At 48.0% G+C, this 17,864-nt stretch carries 21 protein-coding genes and 1 pseudogene; 10 read left to right on the plus strand and 12 right to left on the minus strand.

What is annotated here, in order from left to right:
• Positions 1–128 precede the first annotated feature (128 nt).
• A pseudogene (locus AEA42_RS14530) lies at positions 129–770 on the plus strand (molybdate ABC transporter substrate-binding protein); the annotation flags it as partial.
• Between the two features lie 76 nt (positions 771–846).
• Here the strand turns inward: AEA42_RS14530 and mgtE are convergent.
• From mgtE to AEA42_RS14585, 11 genes are all read right to left on the minus strand, one after another.
• On the minus strand, positions 847–2,211 hold the full coding sequence (gene mgtE / locus AEA42_RS14535; RefSeq protein WP_037431332.1) for a magnesium transporter: 1,365 nt from the start codon (positions 2,209–2,211) through the stop codon (positions 847–849).
• A gap of 189 nt (positions 2,212–2,400) precedes the next feature.
• Positions 2,401–2,676 (minus strand): HPr family phosphocarrier protein, encoded by a 276-nt coding sequence (locus AEA42_RS14540; protein ID WP_011627201.1) that lies wholly within the window; start codon positions 2,674–2,676, stop codon positions 2,401–2,403.
• Complete coding sequence (rapZ, locus tag AEA42_RS14545; protein ID WP_037422011.1) at positions 2,663–3,517, minus strand: RNase adapter RapZ; 855 nt, start codon at positions 3,515–3,517, stop codon at positions 2,663–2,665. Before rapZ ends, AEA42_RS14540 begins: the two co-directional genes overlap by 14 nt.
• Positions 3,514–3,957 (minus strand): PTS IIA-like nitrogen regulatory protein PtsN, encoded by a 444-nt coding sequence (gene ptsN, locus AEA42_RS14550; protein ID WP_037422014.1) that lies wholly within the window; start codon positions 3,955–3,957, stop codon positions 3,514–3,516. The genes rapZ and ptsN overlap by 4 nt, the downstream gene beginning before the upstream one ends.
• A 2-nt stretch (positions 3,958–3,959) precedes the next feature.
• Positions 3,960–4,247 carry a ribosome hibernation promoting factor gene (gene hpf, locus AEA42_RS14555; RefSeq protein WP_007650503.1) on the minus strand — a complete coding sequence of 96 codons (288 nt, stop codon included), beginning with the start codon at positions 4,245–4,247 and terminating at the stop codon, positions 3,960–3,962.
• 28 nt (positions 4,248–4,275) lie between these two features.
• Positions 4,276–5,751: an RNA polymerase factor sigma-54 gene (locus AEA42_RS14560; protein ID WP_037431329.1), complete on the minus strand. Its 1,476-nt coding sequence runs from the start codon at positions 5,749–5,751 to the stop codon at positions 4,276–4,278.
• Positions 5,752–5,857: 106 nt separating this feature from the next.
• Positions 5,858–6,589, minus strand: coding sequence for an LPS export ABC transporter ATP-binding protein (lptB, locus tag AEA42_RS14565; RefSeq protein WP_037422019.1), 732 nt, complete (start codon positions 6,587–6,589; stop codon positions 5,858–5,860).
• Positions 6,586–7,137 (minus strand): lipopolysaccharide transport periplasmic protein LptA, encoded by a 552-nt coding sequence (gene lptA, locus AEA42_RS14570; RefSeq protein WP_055648105.1) that lies wholly within the window; start codon positions 7,135–7,137, stop codon positions 6,586–6,588. The genes lptB and lptA overlap by 4 nt, the downstream gene beginning before the upstream one ends.
• Positions 7,124–7,684, minus strand: coding sequence for an LPS export ABC transporter periplasmic protein LptC (lptC, locus tag AEA42_RS14575; RefSeq protein ID WP_055648106.1), 561 nt, complete (start codon positions 7,682–7,684; stop codon positions 7,124–7,126). Before lptC ends, lptA begins: the two co-directional genes overlap by 14 nt.
• Entirely contained in the window at positions 7,681–8,232 is a 552-nt protein-coding gene (gene kdsC / locus AEA42_RS14580) for a 3-deoxy-manno-octulosonate-8-phosphatase KdsC (protein ID WP_037422031.1), read from the minus strand. The genes lptC and kdsC overlap by 4 nt, the downstream gene beginning before the upstream one ends.
• On the minus strand, positions 8,232–9,209 hold the full coding sequence (locus AEA42_RS14585) for a KpsF/GutQ family sugar-phosphate isomerase (RefSeq protein ID WP_037422034.1): 978 nt from the start codon (positions 9,207–9,209) through the stop codon (positions 8,232–8,234). Before AEA42_RS14585 ends, kdsC begins: the two co-directional genes overlap by 1 nt.
• A gap of 569 nt (positions 9,210–9,778) precedes the next feature.
• On the opposite strand from AEA42_RS14585, the gene mlaF reads away from it, so the two are divergent.
• The 9 genes from mlaF to AEA42_RS14630 all read left to right on the plus strand — a co-directional run bounded on the left by mlaF (position 9,779) and on the right by AEA42_RS14630 (position 16,683).
• Positions 9,779–10,597 (plus strand): phospholipid ABC transporter ATP-binding protein MlaF, encoded by an 819-nt coding sequence (gene mlaF, locus AEA42_RS14590; protein ID WP_037427130.1) that lies wholly within the window; start codon positions 9,779–9,781, stop codon positions 10,595–10,597.
• On the plus strand, positions 10,594–11,379 hold the full coding sequence (gene mlaE / locus AEA42_RS14595; protein WP_037427131.1) for a lipid asymmetry maintenance ABC transporter permease subunit MlaE: 786 nt from the start codon (positions 10,594–10,596) through the stop codon (positions 11,377–11,379). The genes mlaF and mlaE overlap by 4 nt, the downstream gene beginning before the upstream one ends.
• 54 nt (positions 11,380–11,433) lie before the next feature.
• Complete coding sequence (gene mlaD, locus AEA42_RS14600) at positions 11,434–11,907, plus strand: outer membrane lipid asymmetry maintenance protein MlaD (RefSeq protein ID WP_037427133.1); 474 nt, start codon at positions 11,434–11,436, stop codon at positions 11,905–11,907.
• An 11-nt stretch (positions 11,908–11,918) separates the two neighbouring features.
• Positions 11,919–12,572 carry an ABC transporter substrate-binding protein gene (locus AEA42_RS14605; RefSeq protein WP_037427135.1) on the plus strand — a complete coding sequence of 218 codons (654 nt, stop codon included), beginning with the start codon at positions 11,919–11,921 and terminating at the stop codon, positions 12,570–12,572.
• 5 nt (positions 12,573–12,577) lie between these two features.
• Complete coding sequence (locus tag AEA42_RS14610; RefSeq protein WP_047538719.1) at positions 12,578–12,862, plus strand: STAS domain-containing protein; 285 nt, start codon at positions 12,578–12,580, stop codon at positions 12,860–12,862.
• 16 nt (positions 12,863–12,878) lie between these two features.
• Entirely contained in the window at positions 12,879–13,130 is a 252-nt protein-coding gene (locus AEA42_RS14615; protein WP_011621481.1) for a BolA family protein, read from the plus strand.
• A gap of 12 nt (positions 13,131–13,142) precedes the next feature.
• Positions 13,143–14,402 (plus strand): UDP-N-acetylglucosamine 1-carboxyvinyltransferase, encoded by a 1,260-nt coding sequence (murA, locus tag AEA42_RS14620; protein ID WP_011073687.1) that lies wholly within the window; start codon positions 13,143–13,145, stop codon positions 14,400–14,402.
• A gap of 308 nt (positions 14,403–14,710) precedes the next feature.
• Entirely contained in the window at positions 14,711–15,601 is an 891-nt protein-coding gene (locus AEA42_RS14625) for a site-specific integrase (RefSeq protein ID WP_055648107.1), read from the plus strand.
• On the plus strand, positions 15,598–16,683 hold the full coding sequence (locus AEA42_RS14630) for an IS91 family transposase (RefSeq protein ID WP_055648108.1): 1,086 nt from the start codon (positions 15,598–15,600) through the stop codon (positions 16,681–16,683). Before AEA42_RS14625 ends, AEA42_RS14630 begins: the two co-directional genes overlap by 4 nt.
• Positions 16,684–17,105: 422 nt before the next feature.
• Here the strand turns inward: AEA42_RS14630 and AEA42_RS14635 are convergent, their stop codons facing one another.
• Positions 17,106–17,603 (minus strand): hypothetical protein, encoded by a 498-nt coding sequence (locus tag AEA42_RS14635; RefSeq protein WP_055648109.1) that lies wholly within the window; start codon positions 17,601–17,603, stop codon positions 17,106–17,108.
• Between the last annotated feature and the right edge of the window lie 261 nt (positions 17,604–17,864).

Consider the following 17,864-nt stretch of genomic DNA (forward strand, 5'->3'; position numbering starts at 1 on the left):
TTGGAGGTACTCAGGCGGCCTGATTATCAAATCACGGAGAAAGAATTGCTGGCGGCCTGGGTATTATTCGCCAATCAGTTGCTCAAATATGGCTATGCTATGGCTGATTTATGAGGGGATCCTTCAGAGCGCAGTATGCGCCTTCGGGTTTATTGCTTAAGCGGATCCAAGAGGGGGAGCGGGTTGATATTTTTGCCTCGGCGAATATGAAACACCCGCAGGCCTTAGTCGATGCGGGAGTGGGTCAACAGGTGCAAATGTTTGCCCGTAACCAGCTCTGTGCCATTGCTCAAGCGGAAGTGCCACTCACTAGCGCGAACTTATTAGATACCCTGCTCGCGCCGCAAACTAAACTCGGGACTTCGACGCCAAAAGCCGATCCCGCTGGCGACTACGCTTGGGCAGTGTTTGCGAAAGCCGAGGCCTTAAAACCCAATGCGAAAACTATATTAGAAACCAAAGCCATGCAGCTGACGGGTGGGCCTGAGAGTGCTAAACCGCCCAAGGATCGTAATCCCTATGCTTGGGTGATGGAAAACAAGCAGGCAGACGTATTCTTAACCTATTGCACTAATGCGGTGCTGGCACAAAAAGAAGTGCCGAGCCTTAAGATTGTCGATTTACCGCCAGATTTAGCCGTTGGTGCCGACTATGGCCTATTGGTGTTAAAGGATGCCAATAGTGCAGCCGCACCTTTAGCCGAGTTTATTTTATCCCCTGAAGGACAGGCAATTTTGAGCAGTTATGGTTTTCAGCCGCCTAAAAAATAATGTCTAATGGACTCATTAAAAATGGCGCGAAATAGCGCCATTTTTGTTGCTCGCTTTGGCAAGGCTTAGACCAGTGCTAGTGCATTAAATATAAAGTCGCTAATCCGAGAAAGGCAAACAGACCTATCACATCGGTGACTGTGGTGAGCACCATACCGCCCGCTAACGCCGGATCTACTTTTAAGCGCTTTAAGATCAGCGGAATACTGGCGCCTGCTAGTCCTGCGACTGTCATATTGATGAGCATTGCACCGCCAATCAGGCTGGCAAGCGCCATATCATCTTTCCAAACTAATACCGCGATAAACACTAACATCGACCACATGAGGCCGTTCAAAAAGCCAATAGCGAGTTCTTTGCCAATCAGCCAGCGGGCATTACTTTGGCCAATATGGCCTAGGGCTATCCCGCGGATCACTAGGGCCAAGGTTTGGTTCCCTGCGACGCCGCCCATGCTCGGTACAATCGTCATTAAAATCGCAATCGTGGCAAACTGTTCAATAGTGCCCTCAAACATATTGCTGACAGAGGCAGCCAGCAGAGCCGCAAACAGATTAATAGTGAGCCAGAGTGAACGGCGGAAGGTACTTTTGAGTACTGGGGCGAAGGTGTCTTCATCATCGTCCATCCCCGCCATCCCCATCATAGAGTGCTCGGCGTCTTCACGGATAACATCCACCACGTCATCGATGGTGATCCGGCCGAGCAACTTGCCCTCACTATCGACCACGGGCGCTGACACCCAGTCATGGCGCTCGAACAGTTGCGCCACTTCACTGTCGGACATGCCCACGGGAATGCTCTCGATATCGGTATCGATAATGCTGCTGATATGAGTATTGGGATCGCAGGTGAGCAGATCCGCAAGTTTGACCCCACCAAGCACGCGATCGTGTTTATCCACCACGTATAAAGTATCGGTAGTGTCGGGCAGGTTGCCCCGTTGGCGCAAATAACGCAGTACCACATCGATATTGACATCGGGTCTTAAGGTTACTGTGTCGGTGTTCATTAAGCTGCCTGCGGTCTCATCGGGATAAGAGAGCGCCTGCTCGACTCGCTGCCGGTTTTGCAGACTCATCGACTGTAATACTTGTTTATACACAGTATCTGGCAGGCTTCGCAGAATATAAGCCAGATCGTCCGTATCCATGCTGGCGGTAGCCTTGGCGACTCGCTCTGGACTCATGGTGCTGATCAGCGGGTCTTTTAACTCTTCGCTGAGTTCATCGAGAATATCCCCGAGCTGATCTTGATCGACGAGTTGCCATAACACTTGCCGAGCTTTGGGAGGTGACGATTCTAAAATCAATGCGATATCTGACGGCGCCATATTTTGTAGCATTTGCCTGACATGCACAAACATACCACTGTTGAGGGCTTGACTCAGTTGGTCGAGACGGTGTTCGGCTTGTAAACTGTCTGAGGCTTCTACAGGCATGTTTCCTCCATGGCGGCGGTGGATGGGTTGGCGTTTAGCTATTGAGGACTTAAGCCAAAGCGCAGCAGTACATTGTAATTTAGCGCACGGGAGGGCGTCGAGTCACAAATGTGTTTTACTGGTATAAGGTGCTGAAATCAAAACCAAACAGGATACTGAATACCGGCAGGGATCATCGAGATGATACCATCAGCAGGCTTCGTCAAACTTAGCGTCGATAAGGGCACAAATGGCATTAAGTGCAGGCTCGGCATCCGGGCCTTCGGCGATGAGGGTGATGGTTTTACCCATGCCCGTCTCGAGCATGAGTAAACCCAATACACTGGCGGCAGAGGCCTGTTTTTCACCTTGGATCAGCGTAATGCTGGCATCAAACTCAGAAGCAAGCACTACGAGCTTTGTGGCGGCGCGGGCATGTAAGCCGAGTTTATTGCAGATGGTGACTTGGCGCTCAAGTTTTGGCATGGCTCAACTCTCGATGGCGCGCATTGACTTTATGTTTGCCATTACTAAAACGTTTAGCTAGTTGCTCAGCTACATAGACTGAGCGGTGTTGGCCACCTGTGCAACCAATCGCAATCGTGAGATAGCTACGATTATTGCGCTCTAAATGGGGCAACCAGGTTTCGAGCAAATTCTCGATTTGCCAGATGAACTTATTCACCAGTGGCTGGCGATTTAAAAACTCCGCTACGGGTTCATCTAAACCGGTGAGAGGTCTAAGCTCCGGTTCCCAATGGGGATTTGGCAAAAAGCGCACATCAAACATAAAGTCAGCTTCGGTCGGCATACCATGCTTAAAACCGAAGGACTCGAAGTTGATCACCAGTTCCTTATCGACACTGCCAAGGAGTATTTGCCGCACTTGGTCGCTGAGTTCATAGATATTCAGATTCGAGGTATCTATATAGTGATCCATCTGCTGTGACAGCGGCTCGAGCAATTTGCCTTCAAGCTTGATGGCTTCTTGCAGTGACACTCGGCTCTTAGATAAGGGATGTAAGCGCCGCGTTTCACTGTAGCGTTTGAGCAACACTTTATCGCTGGAGTTTAAGAAGAAGCTGGTGAGTTCAGTGCCCGTAGGCAGGCTGGCAAGCTGTTTAACCAGCACTTTGTCTTGCTCTGGTAAATTGCGCACGTCAACACTGATAGCAACGAGATCGTTACTGCCTTTGAGCTGTTCAAGCAAACTGCCAATCAAAGGCAAAGGCAAATTATCGACACAATAGTAGCCGAGATCTTCAAGCACTCTAAGTGCGACCGATTTGCCTGAGCCTGAACGCCCTGACACTATGACCAGTTTCATCCAATGATTACCTGATAGAGTTCCGTTTCATCATGCGTCTTGCGCAATTGTTTTAATATTTGCTTGTCACTGAGCTTTTCAGCCATGCATGACAAGGTACTTAGGTGCTGCTGACATTGGTCGGCAGGCACGAGTAGTGCAAATAAAATATCGACGGGTTGTTTATCGATAGCATCAAAGGCTATCGGCTCCTCACATTTTATCAATATCGCTATGGGTTGTGTTATATCGGTTAATCGACCATGTGGAATGGCGATACCGTTACCTATACCTGTGCTACCCATCTTTTCGCGCGCCACGAGGCTTTCGAAGATCTCTTGAGATGAGAGGGTGGGGTACTGGGCAGCGGCTAAGTCGCTGATGAGTTCCAGTACCTTTTTCTTACTGCCCGGAGTGGCGCAGGTTGTGCACTCCGGCCGCAGTATGGTACGAAGTTCCATTGCTAGTGTTTTGTTAACTTCTCTTTGTGTTTAATAACCTGACGATCAAGTTTATCAATCAGGACGTCTATGGCAGCATACATATCTGCATGCTCTGAAGTCGCGAAGACTTCACCACCGGTGAGGTTGATTCTCGCTTCGGCAATCTGTTGCATTTTCTCAACATTGAGCACAACGTGCACATTATTGATCTGTTCGAAATGACGTTCAAGTTTTGAAAACTTTTCCTCAACATATGCCCGTAACGATTCAGTAATCTCGATATGGTGTCCACTTAGGTTTATTTGCATAGAAACGTCCTCCGATACTCACAATAGGCTATAAACTTTTACGCTGATTGGAAGGGGGAATAAGCATCGCTTCTCGGTACTTCGCAATGGTTCTGCGCGCAACGTTAATTCCCTGTTCTGCCAGAAGTTGAGCCATCTTGCTGTCGCTTAATGGTTTTTTCTGGTTTTCCGCTGCAACCAGTTTCTTAATGAAAGCTCTGATTGCTGTGGATGAGCACTCACCGCCATCATCCGTCCCGACGTGGCTTGAGAAGAAATATTTTAGTTCAAAAAGTCCTTTTGGGGTATGCATGTATTTTTGTGTGGTCACCCGTGAAATGGTGGACTCATGCATCTCTACCGCCTCGGCGATATCGTTTAGGACCATAGGTTTCATGGCTTCTTCACCGTATTCGAAGAAACCCTGTTGGTATTGCACTATGCAGTTTGCCACCTTGAGCAGCGTTTCGTTACGGCTTTCAAGGCTTTTGATAAACCACTTGGCTTCTTGCAAATGACCACGAATAAATTGGCTATCTGCTTGATTTTTTGAGCTACGCGCCATGGCTGCATATTGCTGATTTACGTTGATTTTTGGCATGCAGTCAGGGTTTAATTCGACCACCCAACGGCCGTTTTTCTTCGACACCGATACATCGGGGATCACATATTCTTCATCGACAGGGGTGATGAGTAAACCGGGACGAGGGTTCAAGGTTTGGATCAGCGCAATACTGTCCCTTAACTCGTCCTCTTTCAGTTTGGTCTTACGCATTAACAGCCTAAAGTCGCGAGCGGCGATCAGATCTAAATGATCTTTGATCAGCATGCGGGCGTTTTCGATGTGAGGGGTATCAGGCGAAAAATGAGATAGCTGGATCAGTAAACATTCGCTTAAATCCCTTGCCGCGACACCAACGGGGTCGAAATGTTGAATACGCTTGAGCACGGCTTCAACTTCGTCGAGTTCAATCTCGGGATTGCCCATGGCTTCGAGGATATCTTCAGTGCTTTGAGTGAGATAACCTTGATCGTCAATGGCATCAATAATCGCGGTGGCAATGGCTAAATCGGTTTCAGAGAAGGGTGTGAGGTTTTTTTGCCATTCTAAATGTTCGTACAACCCCTCGCTAGTTTCCCCTTGGAAGGGCATGTCATCTTCACGGCTGGCGCCAGAACCTGAGTTTGGCGATGCGGTAAAGACTTCATCCCAAGTGGTATCCATGGGTAACTCTTCGGGCAGAGATTCTTTGGTCAGCGACTCGGCAATGTCCACGGTGGAATTATCTTGTTCCTGTGGCTGGGCAGTCGTTTCGCTAAAGTCGGTATCGGCGATATCTTGCTTACGTTCGCTAGGCGCGTCAAATTGCTCCTCTTCCAGCTCGAGAAGAGGATTAGAGTCTAAGGCTTGCTGGATTTCTTGTTGCAGTTCCAATGACGACAGTTGCAGCAGGCGAATGGCCTGCTGAAGTTGTGGCGTCATGGTTAACTGTTGACCCAGTTTGAGCTGGAGTGACGCTTTCATGTTACCGCTGATCCCTAGGTTATTATTGTGAGTTTAGGTCGCTTGATATCATATGGATGGAGCCTAGCGCTCTCAAATTCAAGGCTTATTAGCTTTGTTTTAGTAACTATAGCCTGAATTGTTCACCTAAGTACACAGCCCTAACTTGCTGATTGTCTAAGATCTCTGCGGGTGTGCCCTCGGCAATAAGATTACCGTGACTCACAATGTAAGCATGTTCACAGACGTCTAAGGTCTCGCGCACATTGTGGTCAGTGATCAGTACTCCAAGGCCTCGGCTCTTAAGCTGCTCGATAATTTTCTTGATATCGATAACGGAGATCGGATCAACGCCCGCAAAGGGCTCATCAAGCAGAATAAACTTGGGGTTGGCCGCTAAGGCGCGGGCAATTTCGACGCGGCGACGTTCACCGCCCGATAAGGACATGCCTTGGCTGTCACGAATATGGGTGATATGGAACTCTTCTAGCAGTTGCTCTAGTGCTTCTTCGCGCTGGTCACTATTGAGCTCTTTACGGGTTTGCAGTACCGCCATGATGTTGTCGTGTACGGTTAATTTACGAAAGATACTCGCTTCCTGTGGTAGGTAACCAATACCTTTGCGGGCGCGCAGATGCATAGGATCGGCGGTTAAATCATCATCGTCGATAAAGATATGGCCTTTATCGCTTTTAACTAAGCCCACGACCATGTAAAAGGTGGTGGTTTTGCCCGCGCCATTAGGGCCGAGTAGGCCGACGACTTGACCCGTTTTTACCGTCAGGCTGACATCTTTGACAACCTGACGACTCTTATAACTCTTGGCGAGATTCTGTGCTTTTAAGGTGATTTGGGTCATTTAGAATCCTGTTTTTTCACAGGTTTATCTGTTGGTGTATTTTTGAGTTCTTCCTGATAATTATCAGGTTGAATAATGGTAATTACGCGATCATCACCATTGCCGCTACTTTCGGCGATCAGTTTTTGCTGAATAATATCGTAACGAATTAAATTGCCTGTAACTTGACTACCCGCTTGGTCTAGGGTCGCTGTACCAGTTAGGGTCAACGTCCGAGTGGCCATTTCATAGCGAATCTCTTTGGCGCTAGCAGATGCAGGGCGGCCATCATCAAGGATTTGGCTGTAGGTTGCTGGATTTCCTGTAGCCAGTAAGACTTTACTATTTTCGCCTTCGACAGAAAATGCACGGAGTTGATCCGCATGGATTTTAATTGAGCCTTGAACAACTTCAACGGGACCGAAGAAAATGATCTGATTGTTTTTAATGTCCGCAGTTTGACTGACGGCTTTAATTTTCACTTCTTGCTGTAAGTCACCGATCTTGGCGAAGGCATTCATGCTTGTCATTAGCATTAGGCTGGCAAGTAATATGTTATTTTGCTTCATAGGTTCCTACTACCTGACTGGTCAATTGCACTTCCTGCGCGTTAAGGTCGGCATAAAGGCCTTGCCCTTGAATATTAAAATCTTTCCCTGTGACGTAAATGATGCGGTCAGAGGTCATTATCATTGTGTTGAGATCGAGTTCTAAAAAACTGGTGGACAAGGTTTGTATCGGTTCACCAGGGCTGATGGCATCGATAATAACATTATTTTCTAATACAACCTTGCCAGTATCTTTGTTGAGTCGACCTTGATCGGCTCTGATCTGCCATTTTGCTTTACCTTGGTCGGGATACACAAGATAGACAGGCTGAATAAAGTCGGTTTGGTTTTTAAGCTCATAGTGTTCCATGTGCTTTGCCGTGACGCGACTATTGACTTGTCCTTGCTCGTTAAACTCGATGCTGCGCAGATCTTCGATAATGTAGTCGGGTCTGTTTGTATCGTTCAGGCTGCTATCGGTATCGCCACCGCGTTTTTGTTGGACCTGCCAATACAGCACGAGTGCAGTACCAAAAAAAGCAATAATGGCGAGGGTCACACGACTCATATGCTCATCCCATGGGCTGAGGTAAATTTGTTTTGACTCAGAAGTAATAGATCTGTCAGCTCTCTGAGCGCACCATGACCACCATTTAACTGGGTCACAAAATGGGCGTGTTGGCGTACATAGGGATGTCCATCGGCGACACAGACGGCAAGACCGACGACATTCATCACTGGCAGGTCGACAATATCATCACCGATATAGGCAACTTCTTCTGGTGTGACATTGTAGAGCGACAGCAGTTCTTCATAGGGGACAAATTTATTATCCACACCTTGATAAATATGGGTTACACCGAGGGCCGTCATGCGGTTTTCAACAATTTTAGACTGGCGGCCTGTTATCACGGCCAGATTAAAGCCACTGGTCAATAATGAACGCACGCCATAACCATCGCGGGTATGGAAGGCTTTGAGCTCTTCACCCGAGTTGCTTAAATAAATGCGGCCGTCAGAAAATACCCCGTCCACATCGCAGATCAGCAGTTTAATTTTTTGCGCTCTTTGCCACACATCATCGCTGATCGGGCCGTAAAATCCTTGCTGTGGCATTAAATGACTCCCGCTTTAACCATATCGAGCATATTGAGCGCACCGACAGGATGATTGTCTTTATCTATCACTATCAGGCCGTTGATATTTTTGGAATCCATCACTTGCAGCGCCTGTGCTGCCAAGACGTTTTCAGTAATTGTGACACAGTTTCGCGTCATCACATCGGCGATAGGCGTGGTGCGTAGGTTGACTTGGGCATCGATAACGCGGCGTAGGTCGCCGTCGGTAAAAATACCCACGAGTTTGTTTTGTTCATCGATCACCGCCGTCATGCCTAGGCCCTTCTTGGAGATTTCATACAGGGCATCGGTGATGCAAATATCGTGTTTAACCAGTGGTAAATCATCGCCACTGTGCATCACGTTGCTGACTTTAAGCAGCAGCTTACGTCCTAGGGCACCGCCTGGGTGAGACATTGCAAAGTCTTCCCGAGTAAAGCCTTTGGCTTGCAGCAGCGCAATGGCCATCGCATCACCCATCACTAAGGTTGCGGTGGTGCTCGAGGTTGGCGCAAGCCCGAGCGGACAGGCTTCTTCAGGCACTTCAATACATAAATGAATTTTGGCCAAACGTGCCATCGTGGACTCAGGTTTGCCCGTCATGGCAATCACGGGAATGGCTTTACGTTGGATAACGGGCATCAGCGCAAGGATTTCGCTCGATTCACCCGAGTTCGAAATGGCGAGGATAATATCATTATCAGAGAGTACGCCTAAGTCGCCATGGCTGGCTTCGCCTGGATGCACAAAGAAGGCAGGGGTGCCAGTGCTGGCGAGGGTAGCAGAGATTTTATTACCAATATGGCCAGATTTCCCCATCCCCATCACGATGACTTTGCCGGTGCAGTTGAGGATTAACTCGCAGGCTTGGGCGAATTCAACGGAATCGACATATTGATAAAGATTGTCGAGGGCCGATTTTTCAATATCGATGACTTTACAGCCCCACTGGCGCAATTGTGATTGGTCTACCATGTCTATCTCTCTTCTTGCATTGTCTTTGTCGCCCCGTCTGGGATTGGAATAGCACAATTTGGTACGCGATAAAGATGATAAAATTAACGGCTTGTTACTTTGAGTCGCATGCTATTGTTTAAGCTCTGCGCCTAGGCATTAGGGCAGAATATATCGTTTAGCCATTGAATGCCTTGAGCAATATCATCGTCTTTGGTATTTCCCTTTTGCCACCCGCAGTGAGTAAGGTAACTATGATGGCCAGTTTGATGCTTAATTGCAGAACTCAATAGCGTTTTTAAGTTAAGTTGTACTCACATAATCTTTGTGTCAATTAGCTTATGTCGTGAGCGTTTACAAAACCATTTTGCTAATTTATCAACACAGCTGAAAACATTAAGTAACACTTTAGCTTCACAGAGCGAAAACTTAGGGCGCATTCTCGCTGGAAATGAGGCAAATTGAAAGTATCGCAGGACGATAGTGTCGATTCTGTTGTAGGTTAAAGCGCAATTACGTACAATTTGCGGCTCTTCGATTGGTCTGGGCAGGAAGCGTAGGCCACCTCTTTTCAAATATCGGAATCAAGCATGACTCAAGAACAAACGCCGTTGGTTGAGATCCGTCATTTGGGCTTTCGCCGTGGCCAGCGTGTCATATATGAAGATATTAGCCTGTCTATCCCTAGGGGCAAAGTCACCGCCATTATGGGACCGAGTGGTATAGGTAAGACCACCTTGCTCAAGCTTATCGGCGGCCAATTAACGCCCGATAGCGGCCAAGTGTTGTTCGATGGACAGGATGTGCATGCGGCGAGCCGTAGCGAATTATTCGAACTGCGCAAGCGCATGAGTATGTTGTTTCAAAGTGGCGCATTATTCACCGATATTAACGTATTCGATAACGTTGCCTTTGCGCTACGTGAACATTCAGGCCTGCCCGAAGAGATTATTCGGACTATCGTGCTGATGAAACTTGAGGCCGTTGGTCTACGGGGCGCCGCGCAAATGATGCCCAGCGAGTTATCCGGTGGGATGCAGCGCCGCGCTGCGCTTGCTCGGGCGATCGCCCTTGAGCCAGAAATGGTCATGTACGATGAACCCTTTGCCGGACAAGACCCTATTTCTATGGGCGTGCTGGTTAAGCTTATCCGCGAACTTTCCGATGCTCTTAATTTAACCTCGGTTGTGGTGTCCCACGATGTGGATGAAGTGCTCGGGATTGCAGATTATGTGTATGTGGTTGCAGATAAAAAAGTTATTGCCCATGGCACGCCTGAGGAGTTAAAGCATGCGGATAATCCGCAGCTCAAGCAGTTTATTCAAGGTGCGCCAGATGGCCCTGTGCCGTTCCATTATCCGGCAAAGGATTACCAGCAAGAATTATTGGCAAAAGGAGTTGGCAAGTGAAGTTATTAGATAGTATTGCCGACCTTGGCCGCAGCGCTATCGAGTTAGTGCTCGGTTTTGGCCGTGCAGGCCTGATGCTCTGGGGCGCGATTGTTCGTTGGCCTCGGGTGCGTAAAGGTTTTCCATTATTAGTGCGCCAAATCTATGTGGTCGGCGTACAATCTATGGTCATTATTGTGGTCTCCGGCCTGTTTATCGGCATGGTATTGGCGCTGCAGGGCTACAACATCTTAGTCGGGTTTGGTACGGAGGAGAGTTTAGGCCCGATGGTGGCCTTAAGTTTACTGCGTGAACTCGGTCCTGTGGTCACAGCGCTATTATTTGCTGGCCGCGCAGGTTCGGCACTCACCGCCGAAATCGGTCTGATGAAGAGTACCGAGCAGTTATCCAGCTTAGAGATGATGGCGATTGACCCACTGCGGCAAATCATTGCGCCACGCTTTTGGGCGGGTGTAATAAGCATGCCGTTGTTGGCGCTGATGTTTACTGCGGTAGGTATTTATGGCGGCCATTTAGTGGGCGTGGAATGGAAGGGGATCGATGGCGGTGCCTTCTGGTCGATTCTGCAAGCCTCGGTAGAATGGCGCCAAGACATAGTGAACTGCCTGATTAAGAGTGGCGTATTTGCCGTGGTGGTGACTTGGATTGCCTTATACCGCGGCTATCAAGTGGTGCCGAATCCAGAAGGGATAAGCCGTGCAACTACTTCAACTGTGGTGCAATCGAGCCTCGCCGTATTGGCATTGGACTTTTTACTAACAGCCCTGATGTTTGGCCGCTAACGGATTGCAGCGCCAAGGATACAGATAGACGGATTAACAGAGTGGTAACTGAGCATGTTGACACGAAAAATTGAATTATTAGTGGGTGTGTTTCTCTTAACGGGCTTAGCGGCCTTTTTGGTGTTGGTGTTTAAAGTCGCCAATATCGAAGTGCAGACCAGCGACAGTAGCTATACCCTCACCGCCAACTTCACCAATATCGGTGGCTTGAAGGTACGCTCTCCGGTCAAGGTTGGCGGCGTCGTGGTTGGCCGCGTGAGTAAGATTGATTTAGACCCAGTCAAACTGGTGGCTGTGGTGACGATTGTGATGGACAAGCGTTTCGATAAATTTCCTGAAACCAGTAGCTTAGCTATTTTAACTTCAGGTTTGCTCGGTGAGCAGTTCCTCGGATTAACACCAGGCTTTGTCGATGATGACGTGAGTATGCTTAAGGATGGCGACAAAATTGACGATACTCGCTCAGCATTAGTGTTAGAAGATCTGATTGGTCAGTTCTTATATAGTATGGGTTCAAAGGATAAATAGGGGTTACCGCTATGTTTAAACGCTTATCGCGCTTATTACTGCCGTTAGTATGGATGTTTACTGCAACGACCGCACTGGCGGATGACGCTCAGGTTAACACTATGGATCCTTATGCCATGGTGAAATCTGTTGCCAACAAAACCTTCGACCGGTTCCACAAAGACAAGGCGTTGATTGACGCCGATGCGGATCATCTCAAAGTGATTGTGCGTGAAGAATTAATGCCTTACATCGACTATAAATACGCTTCTTACAAAGTGTTAGGTCAGTATTTAAAAGAGTCGACTGAAGATCAGCGCAATCGTTTCGTCGATGCTTTTGAAGGCTACTTAGTTTCAACCTATGCCCAAGCTTTTACCGAATACACTAACCAAAAAGTGGAGTTTTCGCCTGGTAGTGATTTCAGCAATGAGAAGATTGTCGATGTAAACGTACAGATTATCGAAGCGGGTCGTCCGCCGATTAAGCTGTTGTTTAAAGTTCGTCGCCTCAAGGATGACTCTTGGAAGGCGTTTGACCTAGTCGCTGAAGGCGTGAGTTTGCTGTCCTCTAAGCAATCTGAAATCTCGAACCTTATCCGCCAACAGGGGATTGATTCAGTGATTAAGATGCTGGAAGAGCGCACCAAAGACAAAGTGACTAAAAAGCCTAAAGCAGGGAAGTAAGCGCCGTGGTTGAATTTGTGCAACAGGGTAACATTTGCCACCTAAAAGGGCGTTTATCACAGGAGCAAGTGGTCGAGCTATGGCCGCAAAGGCAAAGCCTGTTAAGCCAAGATACCCAAATGTTGTCGCTCGCCGAACTGGAGTACAGCGACAGTGCTGGTGTGGCATTTTTGCTGGCGTTAGTGCGCCAGCATGGCACGCCACTGAAGCTGTGCTCGGCATCGGAGCAGTTAAAAAAATTAATCGATTTATATGATTTACAATCCTTCTTCACCGAAGAAGCGAATTGAAAAGGTACCGAATTTCATGGAATGCAGCTTAATAGAACAGATTTTACGTGACGCGTTAGCACTCGATGAAGTGCACGCCAGCTCCGATGGCAGCCACTACAAAGTGATTGCCGTGGGTGAATGTTTTGACGGTATGAGCCGCGTAAAACAACAACAAGCCATTTATGCACCCCTGATGAGCTATATCGCCAGCGGTGAGTTACATGCATTAACGATTAAAACTTTCACGCCGACTCAATGGAAACGCGAGAAAATTTTCAACAGCTAGTAGTGAGGAAAAGTGGATAAATTAGCGATTCAAGCAAGCCCTCCGCTTGCTGGTGATGTGATTATTTCCGGTGCCAAAAACGCTGCGCTGCCGATTCTAATGGCAGGCGTGTTAGCCGAAACTGACTTTGTGGTCTCGAACGTCCCTAATTTGCGTGATGTGAGCACCAGCTGCAAATTGCTGCGTTGCCTAGGCGCCGATGTGGATGAGTTGGGCGAAGGTAAGATCCGTATTTCGACCAAGAACCTTAATGAGTTTTGTGCTCCTTACGACCTCGTTAAGACCATGCGTGCCTCGATTCTGATCCTTGGGCCGTTATTAGCCCGCTATGGCACCGCAGACGTATCATTACCCGGTGGTTGCGCCATTGGTGCTCGTCCAGTAAACCTTCACTTACATGGCCTCGAAATGATGGGCGCCAAGATTGAAGTGAAAGAAGGTTATATCAAGGCCCGTGTCGATGGTCGCTTAAAGGGCGCCCATATTTTTATGGACATGGTGAGCGTAGGCGCGACCGAAAACCTATTGATGGCCGCGGCACTTGCCGATGGCGAAACCGTGATTGAAAACGCTGCCCGTGAACCAGAAGTGATCGACTTAGCTAACTGTTTGATTGCTATGGGCGCGAAGATCACCGGTGTCGGCAGTGCCACACTGCGTATTCAAGGCGTTGAACGTCTACAGGGCTGTGAGTACCGAGTGATGCCGGATCGTATTGAAACCGGTTCATTCCTTGTTGCCGCCGCTGTGACCCGTGGTCGTATCCGTTGCTTAAAGGCAGACCCTGCTTCGTTAGAGTCTGTTATCGCGAAACTCGAAGATGCGGGTGCCAAGATCACTACAGGTGAAGATTGGATTGAGCTCGATATGGAAGGCAAGCGTCCAAAAGCGGTAAATATCAAGACGGCACCATATCCTGGTTTCCCAACCGATATGCAGGCGCAGTTCTGCGTGCTCAACGTATTAGCCCAGGGCACGGCGACCATTACCGAAACCATCTTCGAAAACCGCTTTATGCACGTGCCAGAACTTATCCGTATGGGCGCGACCATGGAGCTTGAAGGCAATACCTGTATTATCCAAGGCATTGAGTCTTTGAGTGGTGCGCAGGTAATGGCGACCGATTTACGTGCGTCGGCAAGCTTGGTGATCGCAGGCTTAGTCGCCGATGGTAAAACCATTGTCGATCGCATCTATCACTTAGATCGCGGCTATGAGCATATCGAGCAGAAGTTCCAAGGGTTGGGCGCGCATGTAGAGCGTGTGCAATAACATTTGCGTAGGATTCGCTCCCAATAAAAAAACCAGCCAAGTGCTGGTTTTTTATTGCGCATAATTTGTTTAGCTAAAAAGGAAAGGGACAAAAGCGTGTCAGGACATCGGCTGCCTCAGGTGAATTTCGGATAAAAATTGATATGGAGATGTCCCTGCGCCCGCTTTTCAGGGCTCGACTTGATGCGATTGTTGAACGAAGCCGCTTTGCGGCAGGAACAAGATAAAGATAAAGCCATCCTTTTGCCCCTCATCCTAAATACTTGCTAGACGCGACCTGCTTCGGTCGCAATCCTAGGAGTATCATCATGGACATTCACGAACAACAACGCTTTGATTTACTTTATGAACAACATCTTACCAACTTAACCTTGCAAGGCAAGCGGCCTGCAACCATTGATGCCTATAGCCGAGCTATACGCCGTATTGCGGCATATTTTGACTGCTGCCCCGACACCTTGACCACCGATGATTTGAAGCGCTATTTTGCTGATTTGATTGCTTCACATTCTTGGAGTACCGTCAAACTCGACCGCAACGGCTTGCAGTTTTTCTACTTTCACGTCCTCAACAAATCTTGGCAGTGGCTTAATATTGTTAAGCCACCACAGGTGAAACACCTGCCCGATATCCTGACGCCCTGCGAGGTCGCGATGGTTATCAGCCTCACGCGTCAACTGCGTTATCAGGTTTGTTTCTTAACCCTGTACAGCATGGGATTGCGCCTTGGTGAAGCGATTTCATTACAGGTCGGGGATATTGATGCGGGGCTGATGCAAGTGCATATCCGTGATGCTAAAGGTGGCAAGGATAGACTGGTGCCGTTACCTCAACGCACCTTGTTAGCCTTACGCTATTATTGGCGCACCCACCGTCATCCTCGTTGGCTATTTCCGGGTAAAGATAATCAACCTGACTCACTCATGGACAGAGGTGGGCTCCAAAAAGCCATGAAGCAAGTCATTTCCGAGTGCAATATTCATAAAGCCATTAGTCCGCACAGTCTACGTCACAGTTATGCCACCCATTTGCTGGAACAAGGACTCGATTTGCGCTCGGTGCAAACACTGCTCGGCCACCATAGCCTGAATACCACCGCCCGTTACACGCAGCTCACTGATATCACCCGCAAAAATACCTGTGAGGCGATTAACCAACTGACCAACGGCTTAGCCTTGAGGTGGGAGTGTGGGCTATGAGCCAGTTTATCGATATCTTACGTCAACATCTGGCGGATTTTCGGCGGCGTTATGCCCATCAAATCACCCCAGAAATACAGGATGCTATCCATGCCATGCTCAGCTGTCGCTGTAACACGGCGAGGGTGAGTTGCTGGGATTGTCAAACCTGCGAGCAACAGCTTGAGTTTCCGCTCTCTTGTGGTCATCGCAGTTGCCCACAGTGTCAACATGGCACCACATGTGACTGGTTGAGTAAACAACAAGCTAAGTTATTACCGGTGAATTATTTTATGGTGACCTTTACCTTGCCGTTTGAATTAAGAGCCATAGCAAAGTCGCAACCCGAGCCGTTCTATCACGCCATGTTTACCGTGGCAGCGAGTGTACTCAAAGACTTTGCAGCACGCTCCCCCAAGCTCAGTGGTGACATCGGCTTCACGGGGGTATTGCATACTCACAGTCGGCGTAGAGACTACCATCCACATCTGCACTTCATTATCCCCGCAGGGAGCTACCACTCTGGCAAGCGGCAATGGCGTAAGTGTAAAACCCATTACTTATTTAACGCCTTTAATCTTGCCAAGGTGTGGCGAGCACGTTTACTGGCTTATCTGAGTGACACGCTTCAGCTTAAACTGCCACATCAATCTCCCTCAAAATGGGTGGTCGATTGTCAGTTTGTCGGTAAAGGTGCTCCTGCACTGCAATATCTGTCGCGCTACCTTTATCGGGGCGTTTTACCCGACAGCAGTATTTGTCGTCATGTCGATAATCAGGTGAGTTTTACCTATCAAGACAGTCAGACTCGCTGCCAACAAGTACGCAGCTTGCCCGCGGTCGAATTTCTATGGTTGATATTACAACATGTGTTACCCAAAGGATTACGGCGAGTGCGTGACTATGGCTTACTGCGAGGCAATGCCAAAACGCTACGGCAACAAATCCAACTGATGCTGGCTGTCGCAGGAGCCGCTTTCCCCGTATTACCAGAGGTCAAACGTGCCTTAGCCGTGCGCTATTGCCCTTGTTGCCATCTCGCGATGCATTTTATGGGCGTTCATGTGCGTCATCGACCGACAGACGCTAACATCATCGCCTAAGGCAAGAAGTATAAGGATAACGGGTTAACCAGGCTTTGTTTCCTAAAAGCACAAATAACTACAGAGTGCTTCCTGAACGCCAGTATGGCGCTTAAAATCCTTGTATCATCGTCAGTCGTTTATCTGCCTTCGGAATATTATTCTGATTTAAACCAGAAAAACATTGGATTTCACTATTAGGAAACAAAACCGGTTAACCAAACAGAATGAGGACTCGATAACAGCTTGATGAGTAGGTAATAAAAATATTAGCTCGTTCGCTAAGGGCGGGTCATGTCTGCATAAAAGTCTCTTTTAAAATAAGACCTTCGCCAGTACACATTCTCAATCCGCTATTTGCATAATAAAGTGTCAACAACCAGCATCGGGCTTGTTCAACACTTGGGATAAGGTCGCGGCTACGCGCGGCCTATCCTTATTTGTTATGTTCTGGGCTCAATAGTGAACCCAAGATACTCATTACCCATCCTTTTAGCCAAGTTACCACAATAGCCGAAATATTTAACACACTCAGATTTACTCATACTTTTAGTTCCAGGATAGCATATGGAGATGTAATAAACTTTGATGTCTGGAAGGATGGCCATTCGTGAGACAAACTTTTTAGCCACCTGATCTGCTCTATTTTTATCTAGCTCAATCGCAACAACAAAACCATCGCCTTCACCATAAATATCAATAGAGTCCCGAGAAGAGTCACTTGGCATAAACTCCGTAGTCCAATCGACGCCTAATACCCCCATGAATAATTCATTCCTCAGCTCACGTTGAAACGAAGTAACTATTGCCTTTTGTTCTTTCTGAGATTTATCCAAGTGGTCTTTGAAATATGGCTTACATGCGACCTCTGAAATAACCGAAACTAAATTTATTACAAAAGGATCTTTAGATGTCGTTGCAGCTTGTAAATTAGGGAACATGAATAACCTTCAGAAGAACATAACGCCCTGTTAAGGTGTGAGCAACGCAATACTGAAGCTCCCACATACCACCTTAATCACTAAACGCGACGCATAGTAAAAATGCCACGCGTTGCGAACCACTCTTAAACAGATTGTGTACGCCCAGCATGGGCATGAACTAATGAGGTGAAAGTCCTCTGTAGGAAGGTCACCGTTCAATAACATGCTGTTATTAAACGCTAACTACTAGTGAATGGCAAGGGCTTATCCGCGAGGATT

It is taken from the genome of Shewanella sp. Sh95 (assembly GCF_001308045.1).
In the GTDB taxonomy this organism is placed as follows: Bacteria; Pseudomonadota; Gammaproteobacteria; order Enterobacterales; family Shewanellaceae; genus Shewanella; species Shewanella xiamenensis.

Bases quoted from the DNA above. Each gene is read 5' to 3' on its own strand.
- mgtE (WP_037431332.1), bottom strand. From the start codon at position 2,211: ATGCCTGTAGAAGCCTCAGACAGTTTACAAGCCGAACACCGTCTCGAC.
- AEA42_RS14540 (WP_011627201.1), bottom strand. From the start codon at position 2,676: ATGCCAAAACTTGAGCGCCAAGTCACCATCTGCAATAAACTCGGCTTA.
- rapZ (WP_037422011.1), bottom strand. From the start codon at position 3,517: ATGAAACTGGTCATAGTGTCAGGGCGTTCAGGCTCAGGCAAATCGGTC.
- ptsN (WP_037422014.1), bottom strand. From the start codon at position 3,957: ATGGAACTTCGTACCATACTGCGGCCGGAGTGCACAACCTGCGCCACT.
- hpf (WP_007650503.1), bottom strand. From the start codon at position 4,247: ATGCAAATAAACCTAAGTGGACACCATATCGAGATTACTGAATCGTTA.
- AEA42_RS14560 (WP_037431329.1), bottom strand. From the start codon at position 5,751: ATGAAAGCGTCACTCCAGCTCAAACTGGGTCAACAGTTAACCATGACG.
- lptB (WP_037422019.1), bottom strand. From the start codon at position 6,589: ATGACCCAAATCACCTTAAAAGCACAGAATCTCGCCAAGAGTTATAAG.
- lptA (WP_055648105.1), bottom strand. From the start codon at position 7,137: ATGAAGCAAAATAACATATTACTTGCCAGCCTAATGCTAATGACAAGC.
- lptC (WP_055648106.1), bottom strand. From the start codon at position 7,684: ATGAGTCGTGTGACCCTCGCCATTATTGCTTTTTTTGGTACTGCACTC.
- kdsC (WP_037422031.1), bottom strand. From the start codon at position 8,232: ATGCCACAGCAAGGATTTTACGGCCCGATCAGCGATGATGTGTGGCAA.
- AEA42_RS14585 (WP_037422034.1), bottom strand. From the start codon at position 9,209: ATGGTAGACCAATCACAATTGCGCCAGTGGGGCTGTAAAGTCATCGAT.
- mlaF (WP_037427130.1), top strand. From the start codon at position 9,779: ATGACTCAAGAACAAACGCCGTTGGTTGAGATCCGTCATTTGGGCTTT.
- mlaD (WP_037427133.1), top strand. From the start codon at position 11,434: ATGTTGACACGAAAAATTGAATTATTAGTGGGTGTGTTTCTCTTAACG.
- AEA42_RS14605 (WP_037427135.1), top strand. From the start codon at position 11,919: ATGTTTAAACGCTTATCGCGCTTATTACTGCCGTTAGTATGGATGTTT.
- AEA42_RS14615 (WP_011621481.1), top strand. From the start codon at position 12,879: ATGGAATGCAGCTTAATAGAACAGATTTTACGTGACGCGTTAGCACTC.
- AEA42_RS14625 (WP_055648107.1), top strand. From the start codon at position 14,711: ATGGACATTCACGAACAACAACGCTTTGATTTACTTTATGAACAACAT.
- AEA42_RS14630 (WP_055648108.1), top strand. From the start codon at position 15,598: ATGAGCCAGTTTATCGATATCTTACGTCAACATCTGGCGGATTTTCGG.
- AEA42_RS14635 (WP_055648109.1), bottom strand. From the start codon at position 17,603: ATGTTCCCTAATTTACAAGCTGCAACGACATCTAAAGATCCTTTTGTA.